The organism is Pantoea phosphatilytica (assembly GCF_051025615.1).
Lineage (GTDB): Bacteria > Pseudomonadota > Gammaproteobacteria > Enterobacterales > Enterobacteriaceae > Pantoea.
In genome coordinates, this window is record NZ_JBPFDF010000004.1 from 17,895 (window position 1) to 41,344 (window position 23,450).

Below are 23,450 nucleotides of genomic sequence, written 5' to 3' on the forward strand. Positions count from 1 at the left end.
GATGGACGCCTTTATCCAAAGCACTCGCTTTACCGCCGTTGGCAAAGCAAATACATTTACTCAGTAAGATAAAGCAAACCGCGTGCCAGCTTTTGAAAGGTACTGCGCGTGGCGTTTCAGGTGTTTACCTGGCTGTTTTTTGATCTATTCTGCACGATGGTGACGCAGATCACGCACAGGCATTGTGCAGCTAACGCTTTAGAGTTATTTCTTCAGCGTGGCCGCCACCGTGACGATCGCCTGGGCAATTTCCGGCAACCGTTTATTCTGATCCATCGCGCTTTTACGCAGCCGTTGCCAGGCCTGCTCTTCACTCAGCCCATGCTGCTGCATCAGCCAGTTTTTTGCCTGGTCGAGTAATTTGCGCTCTTCCAGCGTGGTACGCAGCGTAGCCAGCTCGCTGGCCTGATGCTGCAGACGCTGGGACTGCTCCGCGATCAACGACAGCAGTGAGCGACCGAGCTGGGGCGCCAGCCCGTCGCTGTTCAGCGCACCCGACTCGGCAGGCAGCCAGTCCGCTCCGGAGACATATAACGTAAAATTGCAGCCCGGCTGCGCTACCTGCAGGGGTTCAGCGGCCTGATGTTGTGCCAGTGCGATGGCCTCGCGGCAGCGCGACATCAGCGTGGCTGACAGCTGATCTTCCAGCAATTTCATTTGATCGATACGTTGTGACAGCAGCGAAAACCAGTGCAGTGCGCCGCTGTCGTCCCGCCGCCCGTCAGTACAGGCAATGCGCCGCAGTCGTTCAATTTCGCGGCTGGCCTGCGCCAGCGGTTGCCAGTGCTGTAAAACGGCCTCATCGGCAAACTGCTGGAAGGTCAGAAAACTCTGTTCCTGCGCTTCAATCAAGGCCACCATGCCGTTGCGCTGCGCTGCGCTGAATTGTCCGGCCGCAAAGCCGGCCGCGCCGAGTGCGCGCTCCTGCCCCGCCAGCTCTTTACCCTGCATAAAGCTGAACAGCGCAATGAGCGCGCGCGTAATGTCAGGATGGCTGGCAGTGTCGGCGGCCTCAAAGACCAGGTTCAGTAAGCTACGGATAATGGTGCTGAACGCTGCAACGGCCTGCGCGTGCGCAATCTGCTGTTGCGTAATCTGCTGGCGCAGCGCCGGTAACCCGGCCAGCGCCTGCAACGCGGCGGCGATCAGATTACAGAACCGGCTGTATCCCGGCTGGGCTTCGGCCTGGGGTAAGGCCTCGCAAAAATTCCGCTGGCAGCGCGTCACATCCTGCTCACTGGCGAGCCGCTGCTCGCCGTAAAGTCGGCCTTCAGAACAAATCCACAGATTGCTCGCTCCCCGCTCGCGCTGAAGCTGATGCACCAGCTCGCTGACGGTAGTAATGAGCTTACCGGTCTGGCGAAGGCGTTGCAGGCTGGCAATATCGCTATGCCGTGAGGCCTGTAACCAACTCAGTGCGTCATCCATTGCTGCCCCCTATGATGCAAAAAGGGAGTCAAGCAAAAGCCGTGCCGTTTTCGTACTACATCGAACAGGCTCTCCTGAATCAGGGGAAGCGCCAGACAACAGGGTGCTCTGAATGATGCAGAGCGGCCCCATTCCCGTGACAATCCGTGCGCAGGGTTAAGATGTGGATGAAATTTGTCCTTGCAATGAACAGCGTTATCGACAGACAATATATGAAACATATACGTTTCATATAAGGCTTGCATGGGTATCGTTAAAATCTCCGACCTGATGCACGAGAATCTGCGCATCGCCAGTCAGGCGATGAGCCGCTCGATCAATGCACAGGCAGAACACTGGCTGAAACTGGGTATGCTGGCTGAACTCTACCCGCAGCAGACCCAGCAGGAGCTGGCACAAATGCTGATCCGGCTTGAACTGCAGGGCAGCGCCGATATACGTAATATGCTCGCGAAAGAGAGCCTCACCGCACAGGGAGATGTGTCATGAACAGCGTTAAAATCCATACCGCCGCAGAGATCGAGATGGCGCGCGCAGCCGGTCAGGCGGCGGCCGAGGTGCTCGCGATGATCACGCCTCACGTCCGTCCCGGCATCACCACTGAAGAGCTGGATGATATCTGCCACGACTTCATCGTGAATGAGCTTAAAGTGACGCCCGCGAACATCGGCTATCACGGCTACACCCGCACCACCTGCACCTCGGTTAATCATGTGGTGTGCCACGGTATTCCGGCCAGTAAGAAACTCAAGGATGGCGATATCGTTAATATCGATGTGGCGATCGTTAAAGATGGCTGGTATGGCGATACCAGCCGGATGTATTTTGTCGGCACGCCTTCAGTGCGGGCAAAGCGCCTGGTTGAGATCACCTATCAGTCAATGGTCGCCGGGATCAAAACCGTCCGGCCTGGCGCAACGCTGGGCGATGTGGGTGCCGCTATTCAGCGTGTGGCGGAAGGTGCAGGTTTCTCGGTCGTGCGGGAGTATTGCGGTCACGGTGTCGGGGAGATCTACCATACCGATCCGCAGGTGCTGCACTACGGTACGCCAGGCCAGGGGATGCCGCTGAAGGCCGGGATGATTTTCACTATCGAGCCCATGATCAATGCCGGTAAAGCCGGAACCAGCGTCCTGTCAGATGGCTGGACCGTAGTAACCAAAGATCGCTCACTCTCTGCGCAGTGGGAACACACCGTGGCCGTCACAGAGAGCGGTTTTGACCTGCTGACGCCGTGGCCTGATGGCACCGGCGACTACCCTGCGATCTCATCAGGCGGCTGAGACCTGCGCTCAGGCTGACAGTCAGCTCCTGACTTTACTCAGCGTTTCTGTTGCGCTGGCGTGCCAGATAAGCACATCGTTGCGTCCGGCACGCTTAACCCGATAAAGCGCCTCATCCGCGTATCGCAGCCACGCATGAATCGACGCGGCATCACGCGCGGCGGCAATGCCGATACTGACCGAGCACTGAAAAGTCGGGGAGGCTGGCAGCCGCAGCGCCGATATACCCTGCCTGATCTGCTCCGCCAGCCGCCTGATGCTGCTTTCGTCGGCATCTCGCACAATCACGCACAGCTCATCGCCGCCAAAACGGGCAGGCACATCCTTCAGGCCCACGCTGTCACGCAGCAGCGCTGAAATCTCTGCCAGCAGAAAGTCGCCCGCTTCATGTCCGAATGTGTCATTAACCTGCTTGAAGTGGTCGACATCCAGTAACATCAGCCAGGCCTTGCCTTCGCCCCGTTGGGTGCGCAGATATTCGCTTTCCAGCCGCCGCTCGAATAAGCGCCGGTTGGGGATCTTCAGGCCGGGATCCATCAGTGCGATACGTTCCAGCTCCCGGTTCTTTTTGCGCAGACTCAGCGTCAGATTGTGTGACACCACACTCAGCACCAGCAGATACCCGCTGGCAAGCGGCAGAGAGAGCCAGACAGTGCGGGTGCTGAATGTCAGCACGACAGGCGCCCTTTGAGCAAGCCAGACCAGCAGAAAAGCCAGCAGTAAGGCCTGCAGGGCTGATTTCAGCTGGCTCCAGCCGCCAGCGGAGTAGCGATCCGAAATCAGTACCGCCATGATAATGACGGAAGGCAAAGGGCTCAGAGCCATCAGCGCCACCCAGACGCCGCCGAAGGCGGCATCCAGCGTCAGATTCTTACGTTCAAATCCGGTAGGATCGCGCGACCGCAACGCCAGCCTGCAGGCGACATAGGGCCAGATGAACGCGTTGATAAACAGCAGCGCACACACCCCTGCGCTCCTGCCCATCTCCATCAACACAGACAGAATGGGCAGAAAGCAAAGAAAAGTACCAAGCTGGCGCATCATAAACATACGGCGCACAAATCGCGTTGAGCGGCGCTTCAGTTGGGCATCGTCGGGTGTGTAGTAATTCATAGGCAAACTGAAGCAGCGAAAAGTTACCGCAGTTTATCGGCAAATGATAAGGCAGGATATATAATTTGCAGAATATTCTTATTGCATGGGCCACCGTGATTATACTCGCCCTGCCTGAACGCACTCCACCTGACCTGAGCGGAAAGGGGCCGCGCGCCTGTCCGCAGGCGGCCTCCTTTATCTGCGCCCTTTCGCCACAGAAGCAGACCAGCTGAAATCACTGACTTCACTGGCCGTGAGTGAAGAAGGTTTCTTTTTACGCAGCGGTTTTTTCTGCTTCTCCGCCTGCGCTCTCGCCTTCTCCAGCTTGCGTGCCATCACCTGCTGACGCGCCTCACTGGTAAATTCCCGCTCCTTTTTGCTGTCCGGCTCTTTGCCGGTTCGCTGACGGTATTTCTCAGCCAGCGCCCTGAAAACCTGCTCAACAGCCAGTCGCTCGTCAGCATCGAACTGGTCAATCGAGATCATCTTTTTATCGTTCATAGCGGCATGTCCGGTAGCGGATTGTTATGGCAGTGTACCGCATTTACGGCCAGCAAACGTGGAGGATGTAGGGCTGACAGTATGCTGCTGATTCTGCCAGCCCGGATAGCGGGTAATTTTTCTTAAACCGACCGGGGAACCCTGCTTAAAGGCGGGTTTTCTCTTAATATAAAACTAATGTTAATCAGGTTAACTCTCAGTGACCACGTACTGCCGGGGAGCTGAAGGCATGATAAAAGGGACCGATCGCCTGTCACAGGCGCTATTACGGCGACATGGCATTGGCGTTAAACAGAAACGTATCTACTTCCGGGGCAGAGATCTGCTGTTTCAGCTGCGCAACGCCCGCTATGATGTATTCAGTGGCGACCGCTGCATTGCCACCGTCGAAACGAACAACATCAACGACGCGATTAAGCAGTTTAAAACGCTGGACAACCCTGGAGAGAAATAGCCATGCCGGACTATCGCCTTTTTCAGAAGGATCAGGTAATCAGAGCGGTAAATATTCTGCGCCCGGACCAGCAGGACGCACTGATCCGTGATGGCTATCGCCTGCTCTGGAATGAGATCCATGCAGATAACGCAGAAGCCGCCGAGCTGCGCTATCAGCAGCTGCGGGAGGAAGATGAGAAGTGCGCGCAGGGATTTGCTACGGATTCTGTGGTAAGCAGCCTGCTCAACCTGATAGCCCCATAAGTCAGCACGGTCAGGCAGTGCAGAGCCAAAGTTACTGTTAATTCATGCCGTGCTGATTAAACTAGGGAAAATTCCCCGACTACAGGTTTCCGATGAAGATCACCATTCACGAAGAAGATGAGCTGTTTATGCACAACTTCTTTGCTGCGCCCTGCCACACCTTCGAAACAGACTCCCCTGAAGCACATCAGCTTCAGCAATCGCTTCATCTGGCTATCCGGCAGAAAACGGCGGAGTCGCGTGAAGACGGGAAGCGCAGCCTGACGTTTATCCTGCTGTTTCTGTTTCTTTATGCTGCGCTGGGGGCGTCGCTGACGCTGGATCTCAACAGCACGCCCACGGCGCACAAGAGCATTGAATATGCGCTGGAAGCGATTCCGGTACTTATCGCCTTTTCCGGCTTTTTTGTCTCTATTCTCTATCTTTTCCTGACCCGCGCCAGTGCCAGGAAGCAGCGCAACTGGGAGAAAACTATTGTGGTGCTGGAAAAGTACACAATTGGCAACCTGTTTAAGGCGACCCACACCCAGGGCGGTGGCACCAGTAACTACTCTGTCCCTAACCTCGCCATTTCGCTGGCCCTCTTTATCTGCGTCACTTGGCTGGTGATCTACAACTATCTGACCTTTACCACCAGCGGTGTGTTCGGCAGCGTGATCTCGCTGTTTATCAGCACCATGGTCTATGTCATCCTGGATATCCAGCTGCTCAAACCTTTTATCCATGCTGCCGTAACCGTTGAGACGGAAAAGCAGGACGAAGAGAAAGAGCAGGAATAACGCGACTCCTCAGCCATGCCCCGGATACCCGGTTCCCTGCCGGGTATTTTTTGCCGCCATAAATCCTCTGCATGACTGATGCGTATCCGGTGCCAGGGAGTGATAACGAATCAGCCAATAGTATGTTGTAACTACAAACAGTCCGACTCCCTCATCACGAACTGCCCTGTCCCGATTAAAGCCCGCCGTCACAGCGGGCCCGCGATTTTACCAGTGCGTTTTCTGCATATCGATAACGAAACGATATTTCACATCGCCCTTCAGCATGCGGTTGAAGGCGGTTTCGATCGCGTCGCCCGTGATCATCTCCACGTCAGCCGTGATGTTGTGCTGACCACAGAAGTCGAGCATCTGCTGCGTTTCCTGAATGCTGCCAATCGAGGTACCGCTGATGCTGAGACGACGGAATACCATCGGCGTGACGTTCGGTGAAGGGTGCGGCTGATCGGGAATGCCCACCAGCACCAGCTGGCCGTTGGTTTTCAGGGCGTTCAGATAAGGATCGAGGTCATGCGGCGCCGCCACACAGTCGAGAATGATATCCAGCGACGCCTGGCAGGCTGCCATCTGTGCGGCATCGCGCGAGACCACCACGTTTTTTGCCCCCAGTCGCAGTGCATCCTCACCTTTCGACGGAGACGTGGTAAACAGGGTAACGTCTGCGCCCAGCGCGCTGGCTAGTTTCACCGCCATGTGGCCCAGTCCGCCGAGTCCGACGACCCCCACACGATGGCCCGCTTTAATATTGAAGTGCTGCAGCGGCGACCAGACCGTGACGCCCGCGCACAACAGCGGTGCCACCGCGTTCAGTGCCAGATTGTCCGGCACGGTGACCACAAAATGCTGATCGGCAATCACATACTGCGCATAGCCGCCAAAGGTGGTGTGGCCGGTGTATTTATCGGTGCCGTTATAGGTCGGCGTGAACCCGGCTTCACAATATTGCTCTTCCTGCTGCTGACAGAAGTGGCATTCACCGCAGGAGTCGACCATCACACCCACCCCCACCGTCTGCCCGATGGCGAATTTAGTGACATTGTCACCGATAGCGGCGACCCGGCCCACGATTTCATGGCCCGGCACCAGCGGATAGCGGCTGACGCCCCACTCGTTGCGCGCCATATGGAGATCGGAATGGCAGACGCCACAGTAAAGGATTTCGATTCTGACGTCGTCAGCCTGCAGTTCACGAATGTCTGCCTGACCGGCACGCAGCGGCTGGTCGGGCTGTGTCGCTATCAGCGCGTTAATTTTCATCGGTTACCTCTTCTTGCCTGGTCGTTCTGAAGAAAGCGGGACACTATAGACATACAGATACCGGTTTGGTAGTAGTTACCTTTTGGTTACCACTCTCTGCGAGGTTCTGATGCCGGTCTGGGTCGAAGGAAAACTGTGCTTTTATGCGGATTCACCGCCGCGTCGTCTGCTGGAACTCTTTTCGGTGAAATGGAGCACGATGGTGCTGCACGCCCTCTATCACTGGCCGGAACATCGGGCGCGAACCGGTGAACTTGAGCGCAGTCTGCAGGGCATTTCGAAGAAGATGTTGATCCAGACGCTGCGCGAACTGGAACAGCGCGGACTGGTCGCCCGGCAGGTCTATCAGGTGGTGCCGCCCAAAGTGGAGTACAGCCTGACCGCGCTGGGGCATACCTTTACCGGGCCAATCGAACAGCTCTATCAGTGGGGGCTGGAGAATCAGGCTGCGCTGGATGCGATGGAGAATCATCTGCGCAGCCATCAGGAGCGTGACGGCTGACGGGCCGTCAGGCCGATCGCCGGGGGATGTCAGTCGAACGGAAATTCACGCGCCAGCACGCGTGAGATGACATTCAGCGCGCCTTCATCGTTGTTACTCTGGGTCTGATAGCGCGCCACCGCCGACACCGCCTCTGCCGCGTTCGCCATGGAGAAGCTGAAGCAGGCCTGACGAAGCATCTCGATATCGTTGGCGCTGTCACCGATCGCCAGCACTTCGCAGTCGCTGATGCCCCATTTTTCCTGCAGCAGCGCGATACCGTGGGCTTTATGGCAGCCGGGAATAATCAGGTCGATAAAGCCAAAGCCGCTTGAAACCGGATGCATAATATTTTCCAGTCCGCCCAGCGAGGCATGCAGTCGCTGCAGCAGGGCATCGACCCCTTCATGCTCCAGCTTCAGCGAGAATTTAAAGATGGTGTCATCGATAGCGTAGAGGTCATCGCGTTTCTCCAGCCGGTGATAGTGGTTCGCGAGCCGGGCCATCATCTCGTCCGACGCGGAGCTGTGCATATAGGCACTGTTGCGTCCACAGACCACCACCGCGATATCGGGTTCATCCGCCAGGATATCCAGGATCTGATGCACCTTCTCCTGGGCTAACTCGCCGCAGAAGATCTCTTCATTGCAGTCAGAGACCCAGGCACCATTTTCTGCCACGAACGCAATTTCATCTTTGATGTCCGGGAAGTAGCGCTGCAACTGGTAGTACTGGTTTCCACTGGCGACCACAAAGCGGATGCCTTTCTGCTTCAGCAGTGCATACTGACGTGAAAACCGCTGAACGTTGTACTGCTTATTATCGTCCAGAAAGGTGCCATCCATATCCACCGCAATCATCTTAACCGCCATTTCACCTGCCCCTTTGTGTTTGCCGTCTGATCCTTTCGGCTGATTGATTTGATTTATGAAGCTTACCCGCTGGGTGAATTAATGAGAATGCAAATAGTGACTTTGCTAACGGCTTTCGGAGCGTTCCGGTTCCACCATTGTGTTATGACGCACAGTTTTTTCCGTTAAAAGGATGTTAACGTCAGGACGTAAATTATGAATGAAGGTTATTTTAATTACGTTCGTAACTCAACCCCGTCAGCAGGAGCCTGAGATGCAGAAATCCGTCCGTTCCACCCCGTTGCCCGAGGATGTCGGAAGTGCGATCCGCGCCCTAAAACAGCAGCTGCGCACGCAGATTGGCGATGTCGATGCCCTGTTCCGCCAGGTGTGCGACAACATCACTGCAGCGATTGCAGCGGCAAAAGCCGATGAACAGCGAACGGGCAGCGCCTGGCCGATCGTGCCGATGCAGGAGATTGCCGCAGGCACGGTTTCAGAAGAAACCCGATCGCTGATTAAATGTCGCGGCTGCGTGGTAATTAAGCAGCATTTTGCGCGTGAGCAGGCGCTGGCCTGGGATAAGTCGATGCTCGACTATCTGGACCACAACCGGTTCGATCAACAGTATCGCGGGCCGGGCGATGACTTTTTCGGTTCGCTGGCCGCCTCACGGCCCGAAATCTACCCTATCTACTGGTCGCAGGCGCAGATGCAGGCCCGGCAGAGTCCGGCGATGGCCGACGCGCAATCTTTTCTGAACCGTCTCTGGAAATCGGAATCGCAGGGTCAGCAGTGGTTCTATCCGGATGTCAGCATTATCTACCCCGATCGCATCCGCCGCCGGTTGCCGGGCACCACCTCAAAAGGCCTGGGGGCGCACACGGATTCCGGGGCACTGGAACGCTGGCTGCTACCCGCTTATCAGCAGGTTTTCGGCAAGCTCTTTCAGGGTGATTTTGCCGCATACGATCCCTGGGATGCCGCGCACCGCACGGAAGTGGATGAGTACGATCTGCCCGGCACCACCAAATGCTCGGTGTTCCGTACGTTCCAGGGCTGGACGGCGCTCTCAGATATGATCCCGGGCCAGGGTCTGCTGCATGTGGTTCCGGTGCCGCAGGCGATGGCCTATGTGCTGCTGCGTCCGCTGCTGTCTGATGTGCCGGAGGAGGAGCTGTGTGGCGTTGCGCCCGGACGGGTGTTGCCGATCAGCGAACAGTGGCATCCCCATCTGATGGCCGGACTCTGTTCGATACCCGCTTTAGAGGCGGGCGATTCGGTATGGTGGCACTGCGATGTTATCCATGCCGTTGCGCCGGTCGAGGATCAGCAGGGCTGGGGCAACGTGATGTATATTCCTGCCGCACCCCTGTGTGAGAAAAACCGCGCCTATGCCACACAGGTCGCGCAGGCGCTGGAGCAGGGCCGCTCGCCGGGAGACTTTCCGCCGGAGGATTATGAGGCGACCTGGGAAAACCGCTTTACCCCGGCCGACCTTAATCTTCACGGCCGCCGGGCGCTGGGGCTGAGCTAATCCGCCGCACGGACGCCGGGTAAACCCTGCTACACTGAAACGCCTGTTTACAGCGAAACGCTATTATGAACCCGCGACATCATCAAATCATTCAACTGGTCAATAGCCGGGGCAGCGTGCCGGTCAGCGAGCTGGCGCAGCTTACCGGGGTATCCGAAGTGACGGTGCGTCAGGATCTCACGCTGCTGGAGCGCGATCGGCTTCTGCGCCGGGTGCACGGCTCTGCGCTGGCGCTGGACAGCGACAACGTCGGCACCCGCATGAACACCCGCTATCCGGTTAAACAGGCGCTGGCACGTTATGCGGCCAGCCTGGTTCAGTACGGGGAAGCGGTGTTTATCGAAGGCGGCAGTACCAACGCCCTGCTGGCGCGGGCGCTGGCCGGGCGGGCCGATCTCACGCTGATCACCGTCAGCCACTACATTGCCCAGCTTCTGCGTGAGGCAGCCTGCGAGGTCATCGTTCTGGGGGGCTTACTGCAGAAAAGCAGTGAGTCAGTGGTCGGCCCGCTGACCCGCTACTCCATCCAGCAGGTTCATTTTCACCGGGCGTTTGTTGGGGTGGATGGGTGGCATCCCGAAACCGGTTTTACCGGCCGTAATATGCTGCGCTGCGATGTGGTGGACGCCGTCCTCTCTAAAGGCGCGGAGAGCTATGCTCTCACCGACGCGTCTAAGTTCGGTCAGGTTCACCCCTATCCGCTCTCTTCCGGTTATCAGGTCGGACATGTAATTACCGACGAAACGCTGGATAGGTTAACGGCCGCGCAACTCCGGGAACAGGGGATCGCGGTCAGCCTGGTCGCGGCAGATCAGCCAGACCCTGGCCCCTGAGCCACGGAATCGCGCAGCATCAGGCTGGCGGTGAAGGGAGCCTGTGGGTGCCAGTCTCCGCCATCCAGCATGGTCAGCAGACGGTGGATCGTCTCATCGATCATGTCGGTGACCGGCAGCTTCATGCTCGAAAGCGACGGCGTGATGTAGGGCGCCAGCGGGATATCATCGAAGCCAATCACCGACACCTGGTCAGGCACCGCGATCCGGCACTCCGTCAGACGTTTGATCGCCCCGATCGCCATCTCATCATTGCTCGCCACCAGCGCGCTGAAGCTCACCCCGCGCGCCAGCAGCGTATCCACGGCGGCCATGCCGCTCTGTGCCGTCCATTTCCCGGTCACGATGCGGTCCGGATCGGCGTCAATGCCCTGCGCAGCCAGCGCGGCGCGATAGCCAGAGAGGCGCTCGACGCCCGTCGGCGAGTCCAGCGATCCGGTGATAAACGCAATCTCCCTGTGTCCCTGCGCCAGCAGATGGCTTACCGCCCTGGCACTGCTGGCGTGCTGATCGCTGTAGATGCAGTAGCTCTGATTAACGCGCAGCCGCCGGTTAATGACCAGAATCGGCTGTGTATGCCTGGAGATGATCGCATCCAGGGCATCGATGCTCAGAAAACGCGGGTAGATGATGATGCCGTCGCAGCGCAGATCGAGCAGAAACTGAATCGCCGCCTGCTCCTGCTCTGCCGTGTGTTTTCCGTCCGCCAGAATAAGCTGACGGCCCTGCTGCTCCAGGAGGCGCGCGGAGTGCGCCATCAGCTCTGTAAAGTAGCTGCCGCTGTAGAGCGTGTTCGTGATCACCAGTCCAATCGTCTGAGAGGTGCGGGTCGCCAGATTCCGCGCCAGCAGATTGGGCCGGTAGCCGGTTTCAGCGATGGCCTGCAGGACCAGCTCCCGTTTTTGCTGGCCGACATAGCCATTGCCGGAGAGCACGCGTGACACGGTCGCTTTTGAGACGCCCGCCCGTTTTGCCACTTCCTGAATCGTTGCCATGATGCTGCTCCTCTGCTGCGTCCGTCATGCAGTCTACCTAAGCCTCTCAATATTGGAAATATTATCCCGGCGCAGGCGCGGACGCCGCCGTGCCGTCCAAGTGATGCACCTCACAAAACCGAAAACTGCCTGATTTTCACGCTTGCCGCGACTGATAAAGCCCTTCATGATTTTATGAAACCGGTTTCCTATCGGCCTGTCCGCAGGCGCATAAAACATAAAAACTTTGACCGATTTACCCTACAGAGAAGAGCGATCATGTCCCTAAATTATGCCGCGGCCTCACGCGCCATCGTCGATGCGCTAGGCGGCCTCAACAACATTGAAGCCGTGACTCACTGTATGACCCGTCTGCGCTTCGTGGTGAAGGATGAGGCGCAGATTGATTACCCCAGGCTGAAAGCGATCCACGGCGTGATGGGCGTGGTGCATAACGATACGCAGTGTCAGGTGATCATCGGAAACAACGTCTCGCAGGCGTATCAGGCGGTGCTGGCGCTGGGCTCACCCGATGCTTCATCCGCCGCGCCGGTGAAACGCAAAATCACCCTCAGGAGCATCGGCGCCGGCATCCTGGACGCGCTGGTCGGCACCATGTCGCCACTGATCCCGGCCATTATCGGCGGGTCGATGGTGAAACTGCTGGCGATGATTCTGGATATGGCGGGGCTGTTTGAGAAAGGCTCCTCCACGCTGGTGATCCTCAACGTCATTGGCGACGGCGCATTTTTCTTCCTGCCCGTTATGGTCGCGGCCTCGGCGGCGCTGAAATTTAAAACCAACATGTCGCTGGCGATCGCGATCGCCGGGGTGCTGGTACATCCCACGTTTATCGACCTGATGGCGAAAGCGGCGCAGGGGCAGCCGGTGGCGTTCGCCCTGATCCCGGTGACGGCGGTAAAATATACCTACACCGTTATCCCGGCGCTGGTGATGACCTGGATCCTGTCGCACATTGAGCGCGGTGTGGATCGCATCACCCCTGCCGTGACTAAAAACTTCCTGAAACCGATGCTGATTGTGCTGATTGCCGCGCCCATCGCGATTGTGCTGATTGGCCCGATTGGCATCTGGATCGGCAGCGGTATCTCTGCGCTGGTCTATACCGTTCATGGCTATCTCGGCTGGCTTTCCGTGGCGATTATGGGGGCGATCTGGCCGCTGCTGGTGATGACCGGGATGCATCGGGTCTTTACGCCAACCATTATTCAGACCATCGCCGAAACCGGTAAAGAGGGCATGGTGATGCCGTCGGAGATTGGCGCCAACCTGTCGCTGGGCGGATCCTCCCTGGCGGTGGCGTTTCGCACGAAAAACCGCGAGCTGCGCCAGACCGCGCTGGCCGCAGCCGCCTCCGCCATTGTGGCGGGCATTTCAGAACCGGCGCTGTATGGCGTTGCGGTTCGCCTGAAACGGCCGCTGATCGCCTGTCTTATCAGCGGATTCATCTGCGGCGCAGTTGCGGGAATCGGCGGACTGGCCAGCCATTCGATGGCCTCACCGGGCCTCTTTACCAGCGTCCAGTTCTTCGATCCTGCCAATCCGATGACGATTGTCTGGGTCGGCGCGGTGATGGTGCTGTCGGTGGTGCTGTCGTTTGTCCTGACGCTGCTGCTGGGTTTCGAGGATATCCCGGAGACCGAACCGCAGGCTGCACCGCAGCCATCATCCGTGACTGAACGCACCAGTGCGGTTAACAGCCATTAAAGGAACCGGTCAACGCGACCAGAACAAAGAGGATTGCATGTCTGAATCAAGGTTTCCGCAAGGATTTTTATGGGGTGGCGCGCTGGCCGCGAACCAGAGTGAAGGCGGTTTTCGCGAGGGCGGAAAAGGCTTAACCACCGTCGATATGATCCCGCACGGGCCGCATCGTATGCCGGTCAAGCTGGGGCTGGAAAAGCGATTTACCCTGCGTGACGATGAGTTCTATCCCAGCCATGAGGCTATCGATTTCTATCACCGCTTTCGGGAAGATATTGCGCTGATGGCGGAGATGGGGTTCAGCGTGTTCCGCACCTCGATTGCCTGGAGCCGTCTCTATCCCAACGGCGATGAGCCGGAGCCGAATCCGGCGGGCATCGCCTTTTACCGCGCAGTATTTGAGGAGTGCCGGAAATATCATATCGAACCGCTGGTGACACTCTGCCACTTTGACGTGCCGATGCATCTGGTTACCGAATATGGCTCATGGCGTAACCGGAAGATGGTCGACTTCTTTGCCCGCTACGCCCGCACCTGCTTCGAAGCCTTTAATGGCCTGGTGAAGTACTGGCTGACCTTCAACGAGATCAACATTCTGCTGCACAGCCCCTTTTCCGGCGCGGGCCTGGTGTTCGAACCGGGCGAGAATCAGGAGCAGGTAAAGTATCAGGCGGCGCATCATGAACTGGTCGCCAGCGCGCTGGTGACACGCATCGCCCATGAAATAAACCCGGCGAATCAGGTCGGCTGTATGCTGGCGGGCGGAAACTTCTACCCCTGGTCAAGCAAACCGGAAGATGTCTGGGCGGCACTGGAAAAGGATCGCGAGAACCTCTTCTTCATCGATGTGCAGGCGCGGGGGGCGTATCCCGCCTATGCCGCCCGCCTGTTCCGGGAAAAGGGGATCACTCTTGATGTCGCCGAGGGGGATGATGAGATCCTGAAGAACAGCGTTGATTTTGTCTCGTTCAGCTATTACGCCTCACGCTGCGCCTCGGCAGAGATGAACGAGCAGAACAGCAGCGCCGCCAATGTGGTGAAATCCCTGACTAACCCGCATGTGCCACGCAGTGAATGGGGCTGGGGCATCGACCCGCTTGGTCTGCGCATTACCATGAACATGATGTATGACCGCTATCAGAAGCCGCTGTTCCTGGTGGAAAATGGCCTGGGCGCGCGCGACGAAATCGACGATAACGGCGGGATCGACGATGACTACCGCATCAGCTATCTTCGTGAACATATCCGCGCAATGGGAGAGGCGATTGAAGATGGCGTGCCGGTGCTGGGCTACACCAGCTGGGGCTGCATCGACCTGGTAGCGGCCTCAACGGGTGAGATGAGCAAACGCTACGGATTTGTCTACGTTGACCGCGACGATCGCGGTAACGGCACGCTGGCGCGCACACGAAAGAAATCATTCTGGTGGTACAGGAAAGTGATCGCCAGCAACGGCGGCGATCTGGAGTGACAACGTCACTCAGGGCCGGTAACGGACCCGGCCGCCGCAGAGGCTGAGACGCTGAACGGCCTCTCTGCCGATTGTGCTCCGGCAGAAATTATCGTATAACCACTGTCTCCGAGGGGTGTCCTGTAACGGGCTGAGATGGCGCAAGCCGAACCCTTTGAACCTGATCTGGGTCATGCCAGCGAAGGGACGGGTCGGCAGAATCTACTGCCTCATTGCCTGCATTATCCCCTGTTCCAGACCGTATGCCCGGATCTCCCTGACAACCGGAGATCCTATGTCACATCCGCTTTTCGACACCGGCTTTTATGGCCGTCTGCGCCAGCAGGCGGGGCCGCACTGGCACGCCTATGTCAGGCATGACTTTGTGCAGCAGCTCGGCCAGGGCACGCTGCCCGCCGCCGCCTTCCGCCATTATCTGGTGCAGGACTACCAGTTCCTGCTGCACTTTGCCCGCGCCTGGGGCCTGCTGATCAGCAAGCTTACCGATCCTGAGGCGCTGCGCCATGCAACCGCCTCACTTAACGCCATCATCAGTGAACTGCCGTTACATCAGGCCTACTGTCAGCAATGGGGTATCAGCGAAGCCGCGATGTCAGACGAACCCGAAGCAATGGAGACGCTGAACTACACCCGCTATGTGCTGGATGTCGGCCACACCGGGGATGCGCTGGCACTGCTGACGGCGCTGATGCCGTGCGTTGCCGGGTACGCCGAGATCGGCCTGAGCCTGCTGCACGACCCGGCGACGTGCTTTGAGGGCAACCCCTGTGCGGCGTGGATAGAGAACTATGGCGATGAGACCTATCTGGCGGGCGTCAGCCGCTCACTCTCCCTGTTTGAACGCCTGGCGGACGCATGCGCTGGTGAAGCACGCTTTGACCAGCTGTCGGCGATCTTCACCACGGCGACCCGGCTGGAGTCAGCCTTCTGGCAGATGGGCCTGAACCAGGCGGCCCGCCCGGAGAAAGGTGCATGAAGATGGCGATCCCATCCGGCGCGCCGGGGATTTCGGTACGCCAGCTCAGCCTGGATTTCGGGCAGCAGCCGCTCTTCAGCCAGCTCAATCTGGAGATTGCAGGCGGCAAGATCACCGCGCTGCTCGGTGCCAGCGGCGTCGGTAAAAGCAGCCTGATGCGGGTTATCGCAGGCCTGACTTCGCCCACCGCCGGACAGGTCAGCGGCAGCGACGGCATGCCGCTGAGCGGCCGCATCGCCTGGATGGGTCAGCAGGATCTGCTCTACCCCTGGCTGACGATAGAACAGAATGTCTGCCTCACCAGCCGCCTGCGCGGGGAAAAGCCCGATCGCGACCGGGCGCAGCATCTGCTGGCGCGGGTCGGGCTGAGCCAGTGCGCCCGCGCACGGCCCGCAACGCTCTCCGGCGGGATGCGGCAGCGTGCGGCGCTGGCACGCACGCTCTACACCCGTCAGCCGATCGTTCTGATGGATGAGCCCTTCTCGGCGCTGGATGCCCTGACCCGCAGCCAGATTCAGACGCTGGCGGCAGACGTGCTCACCGGTCACACCGTGCTGCTGATTACCCATGATGTGGCGGAGGCCTGTCGGCTCGCGCACCGTTGTCTGGTTATCGGTCCGGCGGGCGTGGAAGCCTGTGCGCCCCTGGCGGGCGCACCCCCGCGCGCCGCCGACGACCTCCACGTCATTCAGAGTCAGGCCACGCTGCTGAAACAGCTGAGCAGGGTAGCCGGATGAGATTACAGGCAGGAGTTGACGGCTTTCGCCGTGCCCTGATGCTCGCCGCCGGGCTGATTACGGTGTGGTGGCTGGCCACACTGACCGCCGTTCCAGCCTTTCTGCTGCCCTCGCCCCCATCGGTCGCTGTCGCGCTGTGGCAGAACGCGGGCTATTTAGCCCATCACACGCTGATCACGCTCTCCGAAATCCTCAGCGGCATGGTTGCCGGTGTGCTGCTGGGCGGCGCACTGGCGCTGGGTATGACCTTTTCGCCGGGGCTGCGGCGCTGGATGATGCCGCTGGTAATCAGCAGCCAGGCGATCCCGGTGTTTGCCCTGGCTCCCCTGCTGGTGCTCTGGTTTGGCTTCGGCATGGGGGCCAAAGTCGCAATGGCGATACTGGTGATCTTCTTTCCCGTGACCTCCACTTTTTTCGACGGCCTGCGTCGCGTCCCGCCCGGCTACCTCGATCTGGCCCGCACGATGGGCGCGTCACAGGGGGCGCAGCTGTGGCATGTCCGGCTGCCCGCCGCGTTGCCCGCGCTGGGTTCCGGCCTGCGCATGGCCGCCGCCGTCGCGCCCATCGGCGCCATCATTGGCGAATGGGTCGGTTCCGCGGAAGGGCTGGGATACGTAATGCTGAACGCCAATGCCAGGATGCAGAGTGATCTCTGTTTCGCCGCCCTGTTTATTCTGGTGCTGATGACGCTGGCCCTGTGGCTGATCCTCGATCGTCTGCTGCGCCGCCTGATCGCCTGGGCACCGGAAACGCCTTAATGACCTCACTGATGAGAAACCCCATGACAAAAATGCCTCTGTTTACCCTGCTGTTCAGCGCCTCTCTCGCCGCTCAGGCGCAGACGATGGAAAAACTGACGCTGGTGCTCGACTGGTATATCAATCCCGATCACGCGCCTCTGATGGTGGCCCAGCAGAGCGGGGCCTTTGCCGCTGAGGGGCTGGAGGTGACGATGATCCCGCCCTCCGACCCTGCGCTGCCGCCGCGTCTGGTGGCCGCGAAACAGGCCGATCTGGCCATCACCTATCAGCCGCAGCTGCACTTCTTTGCCGATCAGGGCCTGCCGCTGATGCGGGTCGGCACGCTGGTGAATACGCCTCTGAACACCCTGATGACGCTGGATAAATCCATCCGGCAGCCGGGCGATTTAAAAGGCAAGCGCATCGGCTACTCCGTCAGCGGCATCGAACAGGCGACGCTGGCGACCATGCTGGCGCACAACGGCACTGCCAGCGACCAGGTGAAACTGGTTAACGTCAATTTTCAGCTGACCAGCGCTCTGCTGACCGGCCAGGTGGACGCGGTGATCGGCGGCTATCGCAATATTGAGGCGCTGGAACTGAAGCAGCAGGGAAAAGATCCGGTGGTCTTTAACATCGAGGATTATGGAGTACCGGCCTATGACGAGCTGATCATCGTCGCCAACCGGGATGAGGCGCATGCAGAGAAGATCCGGAAATTCCTGCGCGCGCTGAAGAAGGGGAATGCGGAGCTGCAGGCGCATCCTGAAGCGAGCTGGCAGGCGTTTGCCCGCCTGCATCCGGAACTGAACACACCGCTGAATCACGAGGCCTGGCGCGCCACGCTGCCGCGGTTTGCGGCCGATCCGGCAAAACTGGATCGCGCCCGCTATCAGGCCTATGAGCAGTTTCTGTTTGCGAACAAACTGATTAAAAAAATCACGCCGGTTGAGCGTTACGCCACCGGCAGTGAGTGAGAAACCCGCCCGCAGCCCGCGCTGCGGGCGGATTCAGGCGGGCAACTTCGGCAGAAGCCAGTGCTCAATGTCGCTGGCGGGGAGCGGTTTCGAGAAGAAGTAGCCCTGGATTTGATCGCAGCCGTAGGTTTTCAGCAACGCCAGCGTAGACTCGGACTCGACGCCTTCCGCAAGCACGGTGTAGTTCAGCTCTTTCAGCATCTGAATGATGCATCTGACGATGATTTTTGACGCCTCATCCTCACACATCCGCGAGATCAGCGAGCGATCGATTTTGATCACATCCAGCGGGATATCCTGCAGATAGCTGATATTGCTGTAACCCACGCCGAAATCGTCCAGAGAGATGACGAAGCCGTGCGATTTCAGCGCGGTCAGCCCGTCGATCCCCACATTGCTGCGGGTGATCAGTTCATTCTCCAGACATTCGATGCCCAGAATCGCGTTCGGCAGCTGCACCGCGGCCAGTTTTGCCACCAGCCGATCGGCAAAATCAGGACGGCTGAAGTCGCGTTCGCTGACGTTGATTGACACCGGGATCAGGTTATATTCACGATTCCACTGCGCCAGCTGCGCAACGGTGTGGTCGATGACCCAGTTCGTCAGATCCGAGATCAGGTTGGTTTTCCCCGCTAACGGAATGAATTCAGACGGGAAAAGTTCACCGCGCTCAGGATGGTTCCAGCGGATCAGGGCTTCCAGGCCGACCGTCTTACCGGTTCTGAGGCAGACCTTGGGCTGCCAGGCCAGGTAAAGCTCTTCATCTTTCTTCAGCGCCTGTGCGAGGTCGTTCATGATCATAAAATCATCGTTGCGCCGGGTGTCGTAACTCTCGTCAAACGACATGGCGCTGATCTCTTCATCGATCGCCTCATGCAGCGCACTGACCGCCTGCCGCACCGTCTCGTTGGCATCCATCTGACCCGGCACGAACTCGGTTTCACCGGCGAAAACATCCAGATCCAGGGTGATATTCTCCGCCAGATCGGCCTTCATCCCCCTGAACAGGTCGGGAATGGCGTGGGCGGTGTAGCGGCCCGAATAGGGCTGGATAATGGCAAACCGGCCGGGGGCAAACGTATAGAGCTTTTCGTTGTCCGGCAGATTCAGGCGCTGTGCCGCCTCCTGCGCCATCTGCCTCAGCAGTTTTTCCATTGGCGCAATGCCCACCGCGCGCGAAAGCTCATAGGCACGAATGATATCGAGGCAGTCGATCAGGATCAGGCGAAAGCGGCTGTGCGGCTCGGTAATGGTCAGCTGCTGGATATCGCGGATCAGGCGCGGGCGGTTAGGCAGATGGGTGATAACATCGGCAAAACCGGCGTTGTTCCAGGCATCCAGAAAAGAGGTGACCAGCGTAGCCAGCGAACGCAGCGTGGCCAGCTTTTCATCGCTGAAGGGGTGCGGCTGCGTATCGGTAACGCAGAGCGTGCCCAGCATGGCGCCGTCCAGATTCTGCAGCGAGACACCGGCATAGAAACGGATATGCGGATCGCCTTCAACAAACGGATGCGTCACGAAACGCTCGTCCAGCAGGGTATCCACCACCACCAGATGCCCTTCGCCATCAAGAACGTGACGGCAGAGAGATTCATCACGGGTTGATTGTTTCAGATCGAAGTTGCGGGACGCTTTGATGTATTGATTGTGATCGTCAATAATCGAAATGAAGCTGCCTGAAATCCCCAGCACCTGGCTGGCAAGATGAACAAACCTCTCCAGCACCTTATCGCGGGTTTCGTCCGGGGTGAGAAGGGCTTTAATTGCACTCAGACGTTTTACGTCACTGCCATTTTGCTCGTTATGCACTGAAACCTCTCCTATGCAGGCGCAAAAACCGAAAATAATTTCGCTTAAGATTGCTCAATTAGCGCCCAATTATCAGATAAATAGCGGCTCAATCTGACAGTACTTTCACGGCGAAACAGTGTCGCACGATATCGGATGACTGTCGAAAGCATTTAACGCTGTCGATCAACGTGCGCAACATCCGGCGACTCCATCCTGAACCCCAGTCCAATCAGGCGACCCAGCAGAAAACGCAGAAACGGCAGGCGACGGATGATGCCGGGCACCTTGCTGCCCTGCGTCGCTTTTCGTCTGGCTTTGCTGCGGCTCATTTTAATCTGCAGGAACTGGGTAGCGACGGTCGGAAACTGGCGGCGTTTCTGCACTTTCTCCAGGTCGCGCAGCGACAGCTCGCCCCGTTTCAGGGGCGCGGCCAGCAGATTTGCCGTCGCCACAGCGTCCTGAATAGCCAGATTAACGCCCACCCCGCCAATTGGCGACATCGCATGCGCCGCATCGCCAATGCAGAGCACGCCGGGTCTCGCCCAGCTGTCCAGCCGATCGATGCGTATTGAAAGTAGCTTAAATGCGTCCCAGCTGCTGATTTCTGTCATCCGCGTCGTGTCAAACGGCGACAATGCCGCCACCTCCGCCTTAAAAGCCGCCAGCCCGGCGGCCTGCTTTGCCTCAAACTCCCCTTTGGGAATGGTCAGGCCGCACTGCCAGTACGCGCCGCGATCGATAACGATAAAGTTCTGGCGCGGCCCTTTGTGGCCCATGCCCAGTTCGGGATCCTGCGGCTGCTTGCTCAGGCGGAACCAGATCACATCGCGTGCGGCACCAAACGCCTGTCCTGTCAGCCCGGCGGCTTCACGGACGCGCGAATGACGGCCATCCGCACCGATCACCAGGCTGCAGCGGATATGCAGTTGCTGGTTGCCGCGTTTCGCCGTGAGGCCGCTGACCCGGCCATTCTCCTCGTTGAGCGACTCGAACGCGGTGGATTGCAGCAGCGTGAAGCCGGGATAGCGGGCGCTCTGCTCCGCCATAAAGTTCAGAAAATCCCACTGTGGCATAAAGGCGATAAAGCGACACTGAACCGGCAGGCGGGAGAAGTCCGCCATCGTGACATTCTCGCCTGCGATTTCCGCCTCCAGCTTTTCAGCACGCTGATGCGGCAGCCGCAGAAAAGCCTCCAGCAGTCCGAGCTGATGCATGATCTCCAGCGTCGACGGATGAATGGTGTCTCCGCGAAAATCGTGGAGAAAGTCGGCGTGCTTTTCGATGACCACCACACGCAACCCCGCGCGGGCAAACAGATAGCCCAGCATCAGGCCGGCCGGGCCACCGCCCACGATACAGCAGTCGGCGGTAAGAATTTCAGTGGAATGTGGCTGCATGTCAGCTCCCTTTCGCGCCAGTCGTGCTATGAGTATTGCAGTAACCGCTCGGCTTTGCCGCTGTGGGCGCAGGGTACTCTGCCTAGCAAAGCACGCCCCGCCGCGATCTGCCTGACCCGTCCCGCGGCTGTCGTTAACGTCAGGCGTGTGCGATTGAATCGCCCGACGCTTTCCTGAAGGTTCTCGCGCGGTTAGCCCCGCAGAGAGTGGCCCCTGCGTCAGCCGCTGAGTGCCTGCGAACATGGTCAGACGAGGCAATCCCGGCCCGCTCTCTTTGCTGACAGCTGTGGCAGCGGTTCCTCGCCAAACGGCAGAATCAGGCCCCGCGCATGGCCGCCGCGCTGGCACTGAAAATCAGCCTGACCCAGCCTACCGCGAACGGATGGCGCAAGTGGTTTGTCCACCACACTGACAGTCACTCTTTTTCCCCGAATGAAATTGATCCTGCCGTTTGTTTTCACCCGGTCTCTCAGTAAACTGGGGCGCTGGTCTGGTTGAACAAGAATGCCTCTCAATGAATGAAGAATCACCGCAGTCGGTTTATGTTCCCCGCTCCATCGCGGCGCGCAGCCGCATGTTTCGCGCGCTGCTCTATCGGGATAAAACGCCGCTGGCCATGCTGTTCTGTGCCGCGCTGGTCGGCACGCTGGTCGGCCTGGCAGGCGTGGCGTTTGCCCGCGCCGTCGAAGCCATCCAGCAGTGGCGGGCCGGGACACTGATCGCCGAACAGTTTCCGGGCTGGACGATCTATGCCGCCGCCTTCGCTATCTCCGCACTGCTGGCGATGGTGGGCTATTTTCTGGTCAGGCGCTTTGCCCCGGAGGCGGGCGGCTCCGGTATTCCTGAAATCGAAGGGGCGCTGGAAGAGCTGCGGCCTGTACGCTGGTGGCGGGTCATTCCGGTGAAGTTCTTCGGCGGCATGGGCACACTGGGAGCCGGGATGGTGCTGGGCCGGGAAGGTCCCACCGTTCAGCTTGGCGGCAACATTGGCCGGATGGTGATCGACCTCATCGGGATGCGCAGTAACGAAGCGCGGCATACCCTGCTGGCAACCGGCGCAGCGGCGGGTCTGGCTGCCGCCTTTAATGCGCCGCTGGCGGGCATCCTGTTTATCATCGAGGAGATGCGCCCGCAGTTTCGCTATAACCTGATCTCGATAAAAGCCGTTTTTACCGGCGTGATTATGGCAAGCATCGTGTTCCGCTGTTTCAACGGTGAACTGGCGGTGATCTCGGTGGGTAAACTGGCGGATGCGCCGGTGCAGACCCTCTGGCTCTATCTGATGCTGGGGATGATTATCGGCATGGTCGGCGTGCTGTTTAATCGCCTGATCTTTCTGACGCAGGATCTGTTTGCCCGCTTTTATGCCGGAAAAACGGCGCGCGTGGTGCTGGCGGGGGCGCTGCTGGGCGGCGGCTGCGGCATCCTGGCGCTGATGTTTGCGCCGGGTGCAGGCGGAGGTTCAGAACTAATCCCCCAGGCGGTTCATGGCGTTTTCCCGCTCACGCTGCTGCTGGTGATTTTCGTGGTCAGGCTGGTCACCACCCTGCTCTGCTTTGGCTCCGGCGCGCCCGGCGGCATTTTCGCGCCGATGCTGGCGCTGGGCACGCTGCTGGGCACCGCCTTTGGCGTGGTCATGACGGACCTGTTCCCCTTTTACCATCTGGAAGCGGGAACCTTTGCGATTGCGGGCATGGGCGCCCTGTTTGCGGCGTCGGTTCGCGCACCGCTGACCGGCATCGTTCTGGTGCTGGAGATGACCGATAATTACCAGCTTATCCTGCCGATGATCATCACCTGTCTGGGTGCTACGCTGCTGGCGCAGTTTATGGGCGGAAAACCGCTCTACTCTTCTATCCTGGCCCGCACGCTGGCCCGCCAAGCCGAAACAACCCGCCCCTAAGGGCGGGTAAACCGC

23 protein-coding genes and 1 riboswitch are annotated in these 23,450 nt (G+C 58.9%); of the genes, 15 read left to right on the forward strand and 8 right to left on the reverse strand.

Annotated features, from left to right (window positions below; genetic code table 11):
* Positions 1-204: 204 nt before the first annotated feature.
* Positions 205-1,428: a nitrate- and nitrite sensing domain-containing protein gene (locus ACR6AS_RS15060; RefSeq protein WP_434162771.1), complete on the reverse strand. Its 1,224-nt coding sequence runs from the start codon at positions 1,426-1,428 to the stop codon at positions 205-207.
* Between the two features lie 243 nt (positions 1,429-1,671).
* Here ACR6AS_RS15060 and ACR6AS_RS15065 point away from each other — a divergent pair, with 243 nt between their 5' ends.
* Complete coding sequence (locus ACR6AS_RS15065) at positions 1,672-1,917, forward strand: ParD-like family protein (protein ID WP_111139528.1); 246 nt, start codon at positions 1,672-1,674, stop codon at positions 1,915-1,917.
* A complete protein-coding gene (map, locus tag ACR6AS_RS15070) occupies positions 1,914-2,711 on the forward strand; it encodes a type I methionyl aminopeptidase (protein WP_111139529.1) in 798 nt (265 codons plus the stop codon). Before ACR6AS_RS15065 ends, map begins: the two co-directional genes overlap by 4 nt.
* 21 nt (positions 2,712-2,732) lie before the next feature.
* Here the strand turns inward: map and ACR6AS_RS15075 are convergent, their stop codons facing one another.
* Together ACR6AS_RS15075 and ACR6AS_RS15080 are read right to left on the reverse strand one after the other, a co-directional pair.
* On the reverse strand, positions 2,733-3,824 hold the full coding sequence (locus ACR6AS_RS15075) for a diguanylate cyclase (RefSeq protein ID WP_418803533.1): 1,092 nt from the start codon (positions 3,822-3,824) through the stop codon (positions 2,733-2,735).
* 177 nt (positions 3,825-4,001) lie between these two features.
* Entirely contained in the window at positions 4,002-4,307 is a 306-nt protein-coding gene (locus tag ACR6AS_RS15080; RefSeq protein WP_293772693.1) for a hypothetical protein, read from the reverse strand.
* Between the two features lie 229 nt (positions 4,308-4,536).
* On the opposite strand from ACR6AS_RS15080, the gene ACR6AS_RS15085 reads away from it, so the two are divergent.
* The 3 genes from ACR6AS_RS15085 (at position 4,537) to ACR6AS_RS15095 (ending at position 5,785) form a co-directional block, all read left to right on the forward strand.
* Positions 4,537-4,761 (forward strand): hypothetical protein, encoded by a 225-nt coding sequence (locus tag ACR6AS_RS15085; RefSeq protein ID WP_111139532.1) that lies wholly within the window; start codon positions 4,537-4,539, stop codon positions 4,759-4,761.
* Positions 4,762-4,763: 2 nt separating this feature from the next.
* Positions 4,764-5,006: a hypothetical protein gene (locus tag ACR6AS_RS15090; RefSeq protein WP_434162776.1), complete on the forward strand. Its 243-nt coding sequence runs from the start codon at positions 4,764-4,766 to the stop codon at positions 5,004-5,006.
* Positions 5,007-5,098: 92 nt separating this feature from the next.
* A complete protein-coding gene (locus ACR6AS_RS15095) occupies positions 5,099-5,785 on the forward strand; it encodes a RipA family octameric membrane protein (RefSeq protein ID WP_434162779.1) in 687 nt (228 codons plus the stop codon).
* A gap of 207 nt (positions 5,786-5,992) precedes the next feature.
* Here the strand turns inward: ACR6AS_RS15095 and ACR6AS_RS15100 are convergent, their stop codons facing one another.
* On the reverse strand, positions 5,993-7,042 hold the full coding sequence (locus ACR6AS_RS15100) for an NAD(P)-dependent alcohol dehydrogenase (RefSeq protein WP_111139535.1): 1,050 nt from the start codon (positions 7,040-7,042) through the stop codon (positions 5,993-5,995).
* Positions 7,043-7,151: 109 nt separating this feature from the next.
* Between ACR6AS_RS15100 and ACR6AS_RS15105 the strand changes: the two genes are divergently transcribed.
* Positions 7,152-7,544 (forward strand): winged helix-turn-helix transcriptional regulator, encoded by a 393-nt coding sequence (locus tag ACR6AS_RS15105; protein ID WP_293772745.1) that lies wholly within the window; start codon positions 7,152-7,154, stop codon positions 7,542-7,544.
* 29 nt (positions 7,545-7,573) lie between these two features.
* On the opposite strand, the gene ACR6AS_RS15110 is transcribed toward ACR6AS_RS15105, so the two are convergent.
* On the reverse strand, positions 7,574-8,395 hold the full coding sequence (locus tag ACR6AS_RS15110; protein WP_434162783.1) for a Cof-type HAD-IIB family hydrolase: 822 nt from the start codon (positions 8,393-8,395) through the stop codon (positions 7,574-7,576).
* 253 nt (positions 8,396-8,648) lie between these two features.
* Here ACR6AS_RS15110 and ACR6AS_RS15115 point away from each other — a divergent pair, with 253 nt between their 5' ends.
* Positions 8,649-9,911, forward strand: coding sequence for a DUF1479 domain-containing protein (locus ACR6AS_RS15115; RefSeq protein WP_434162784.1), 1,263 nt, complete (start codon positions 8,649-8,651; stop codon positions 9,909-9,911).
* Between the two features lie 65 nt (positions 9,912-9,976).
* Positions 9,977-10,744, forward strand: coding sequence for a DeoR family transcriptional regulator (locus ACR6AS_RS15120; RefSeq protein WP_434162785.1), 768 nt, complete (start codon positions 9,977-9,979; stop codon positions 10,742-10,744).
* Here the strand turns inward: ACR6AS_RS15120 and ACR6AS_RS15125 are convergent.
* Entirely contained in the window at positions 10,723-11,739 is a 1,017-nt protein-coding gene (locus ACR6AS_RS15125; protein WP_434162787.1) for a LacI family DNA-binding transcriptional regulator, read from the reverse strand. The genes ACR6AS_RS15120 and ACR6AS_RS15125 overlap by 22 nt on opposite strands.
* A gap of 258 nt (positions 11,740-11,997) precedes the next feature.
* Here ACR6AS_RS15125 and ascF point away from each other — a divergent pair, with 258 nt between their 5' ends.
* The 6 genes from ascF to ACR6AS_RS15155 all read left to right on the forward strand — a co-directional run bounded on the left by ascF (position 11,998) and on the right by ACR6AS_RS15155 (position 18,344).
* Positions 11,998-13,446: a PTS cellobiose/arbutin/salicin transporter subunit IIBC gene (ascF, locus tag ACR6AS_RS15130; protein WP_418798971.1), complete on the forward strand. Its 1,449-nt coding sequence runs from the start codon at positions 11,998-12,000 to the stop codon at positions 13,444-13,446.
* 37 nt (positions 13,447-13,483) lie between these two features.
* A complete protein-coding gene (locus ACR6AS_RS15135; RefSeq protein ID WP_111139542.1) occupies positions 13,484-14,914 on the forward strand; it encodes a 6-phospho-beta-glucosidase in 1,431 nt (476 codons plus the stop codon).
* Positions 14,915-15,015: 101 nt separating this feature from the next.
* Positions 15,016-15,118, forward strand: a riboswitch (TPP riboswitch).
* A gap of 70 nt (positions 15,119-15,188) precedes the next feature.
* Positions 15,189-15,890: a thiaminase II gene (gene tenA / locus ACR6AS_RS15140; RefSeq protein ID WP_434162790.1), complete on the forward strand. Its 702-nt coding sequence runs from the start codon at positions 15,189-15,191 to the stop codon at positions 15,888-15,890.
* A complete protein-coding gene (locus ACR6AS_RS15145) occupies positions 15,887-16,627 on the forward strand; it encodes an ABC transporter ATP-binding protein (RefSeq protein WP_434162793.1) in 741 nt (246 codons plus the stop codon). The genes tenA and ACR6AS_RS15145 overlap by 4 nt, the downstream gene beginning before the upstream one ends.
* Positions 16,624-17,385, forward strand: a complete 762-nt coding sequence (locus ACR6AS_RS15150) for an ABC transporter permease (protein WP_111139545.1) — start codon at positions 16,624-16,626, stop codon at positions 17,383-17,385. The genes ACR6AS_RS15145 and ACR6AS_RS15150 overlap by 4 nt, the downstream gene beginning before the upstream one ends.
* A 23-nt stretch (positions 17,386-17,408) precedes the next feature.
* Positions 17,409-18,344 (forward strand): ABC transporter substrate-binding protein, encoded by a 936-nt coding sequence (locus ACR6AS_RS15155; RefSeq protein ID WP_111139562.1) that lies wholly within the window; start codon positions 17,409-17,411, stop codon positions 18,342-18,344.
* A gap of 33 nt (positions 18,345-18,377) precedes the next feature.
* On the opposite strand, the gene ACR6AS_RS15160 is transcribed toward ACR6AS_RS15155, so the two are convergent.
* Both ACR6AS_RS15160 and ACR6AS_RS15165 read right to left on the reverse strand, forming a co-directional pair.
* A complete protein-coding gene (locus tag ACR6AS_RS15160; protein ID WP_434162796.1) occupies positions 18,378-20,153 on the reverse strand; it encodes a sensor domain-containing phosphodiesterase in 1,776 nt (591 codons plus the stop codon).
* A 152-nt stretch (positions 20,154-20,305) separates the two neighbouring features.
* Positions 20,306-21,532: an FAD-dependent oxidoreductase gene (locus tag ACR6AS_RS15165; protein WP_111139547.1), complete on the reverse strand. Its 1,227-nt coding sequence runs from the start codon at positions 21,530-21,532 to the stop codon at positions 20,306-20,308.
* A gap of 514 nt (positions 21,533-22,046) precedes the next feature.
* Here ACR6AS_RS15165 and clcA point away from each other — a divergent pair.
* Positions 22,047-23,435 (forward strand): H(+)/Cl(-) exchange transporter ClcA, encoded by a 1,389-nt coding sequence (gene clcA / locus ACR6AS_RS15170; RefSeq protein WP_111139548.1) that lies wholly within the window; start codon positions 22,047-22,049, stop codon positions 23,433-23,435.
* The last annotated feature ends 15 nt before the right edge of the window (positions 23,436-23,450 follow it).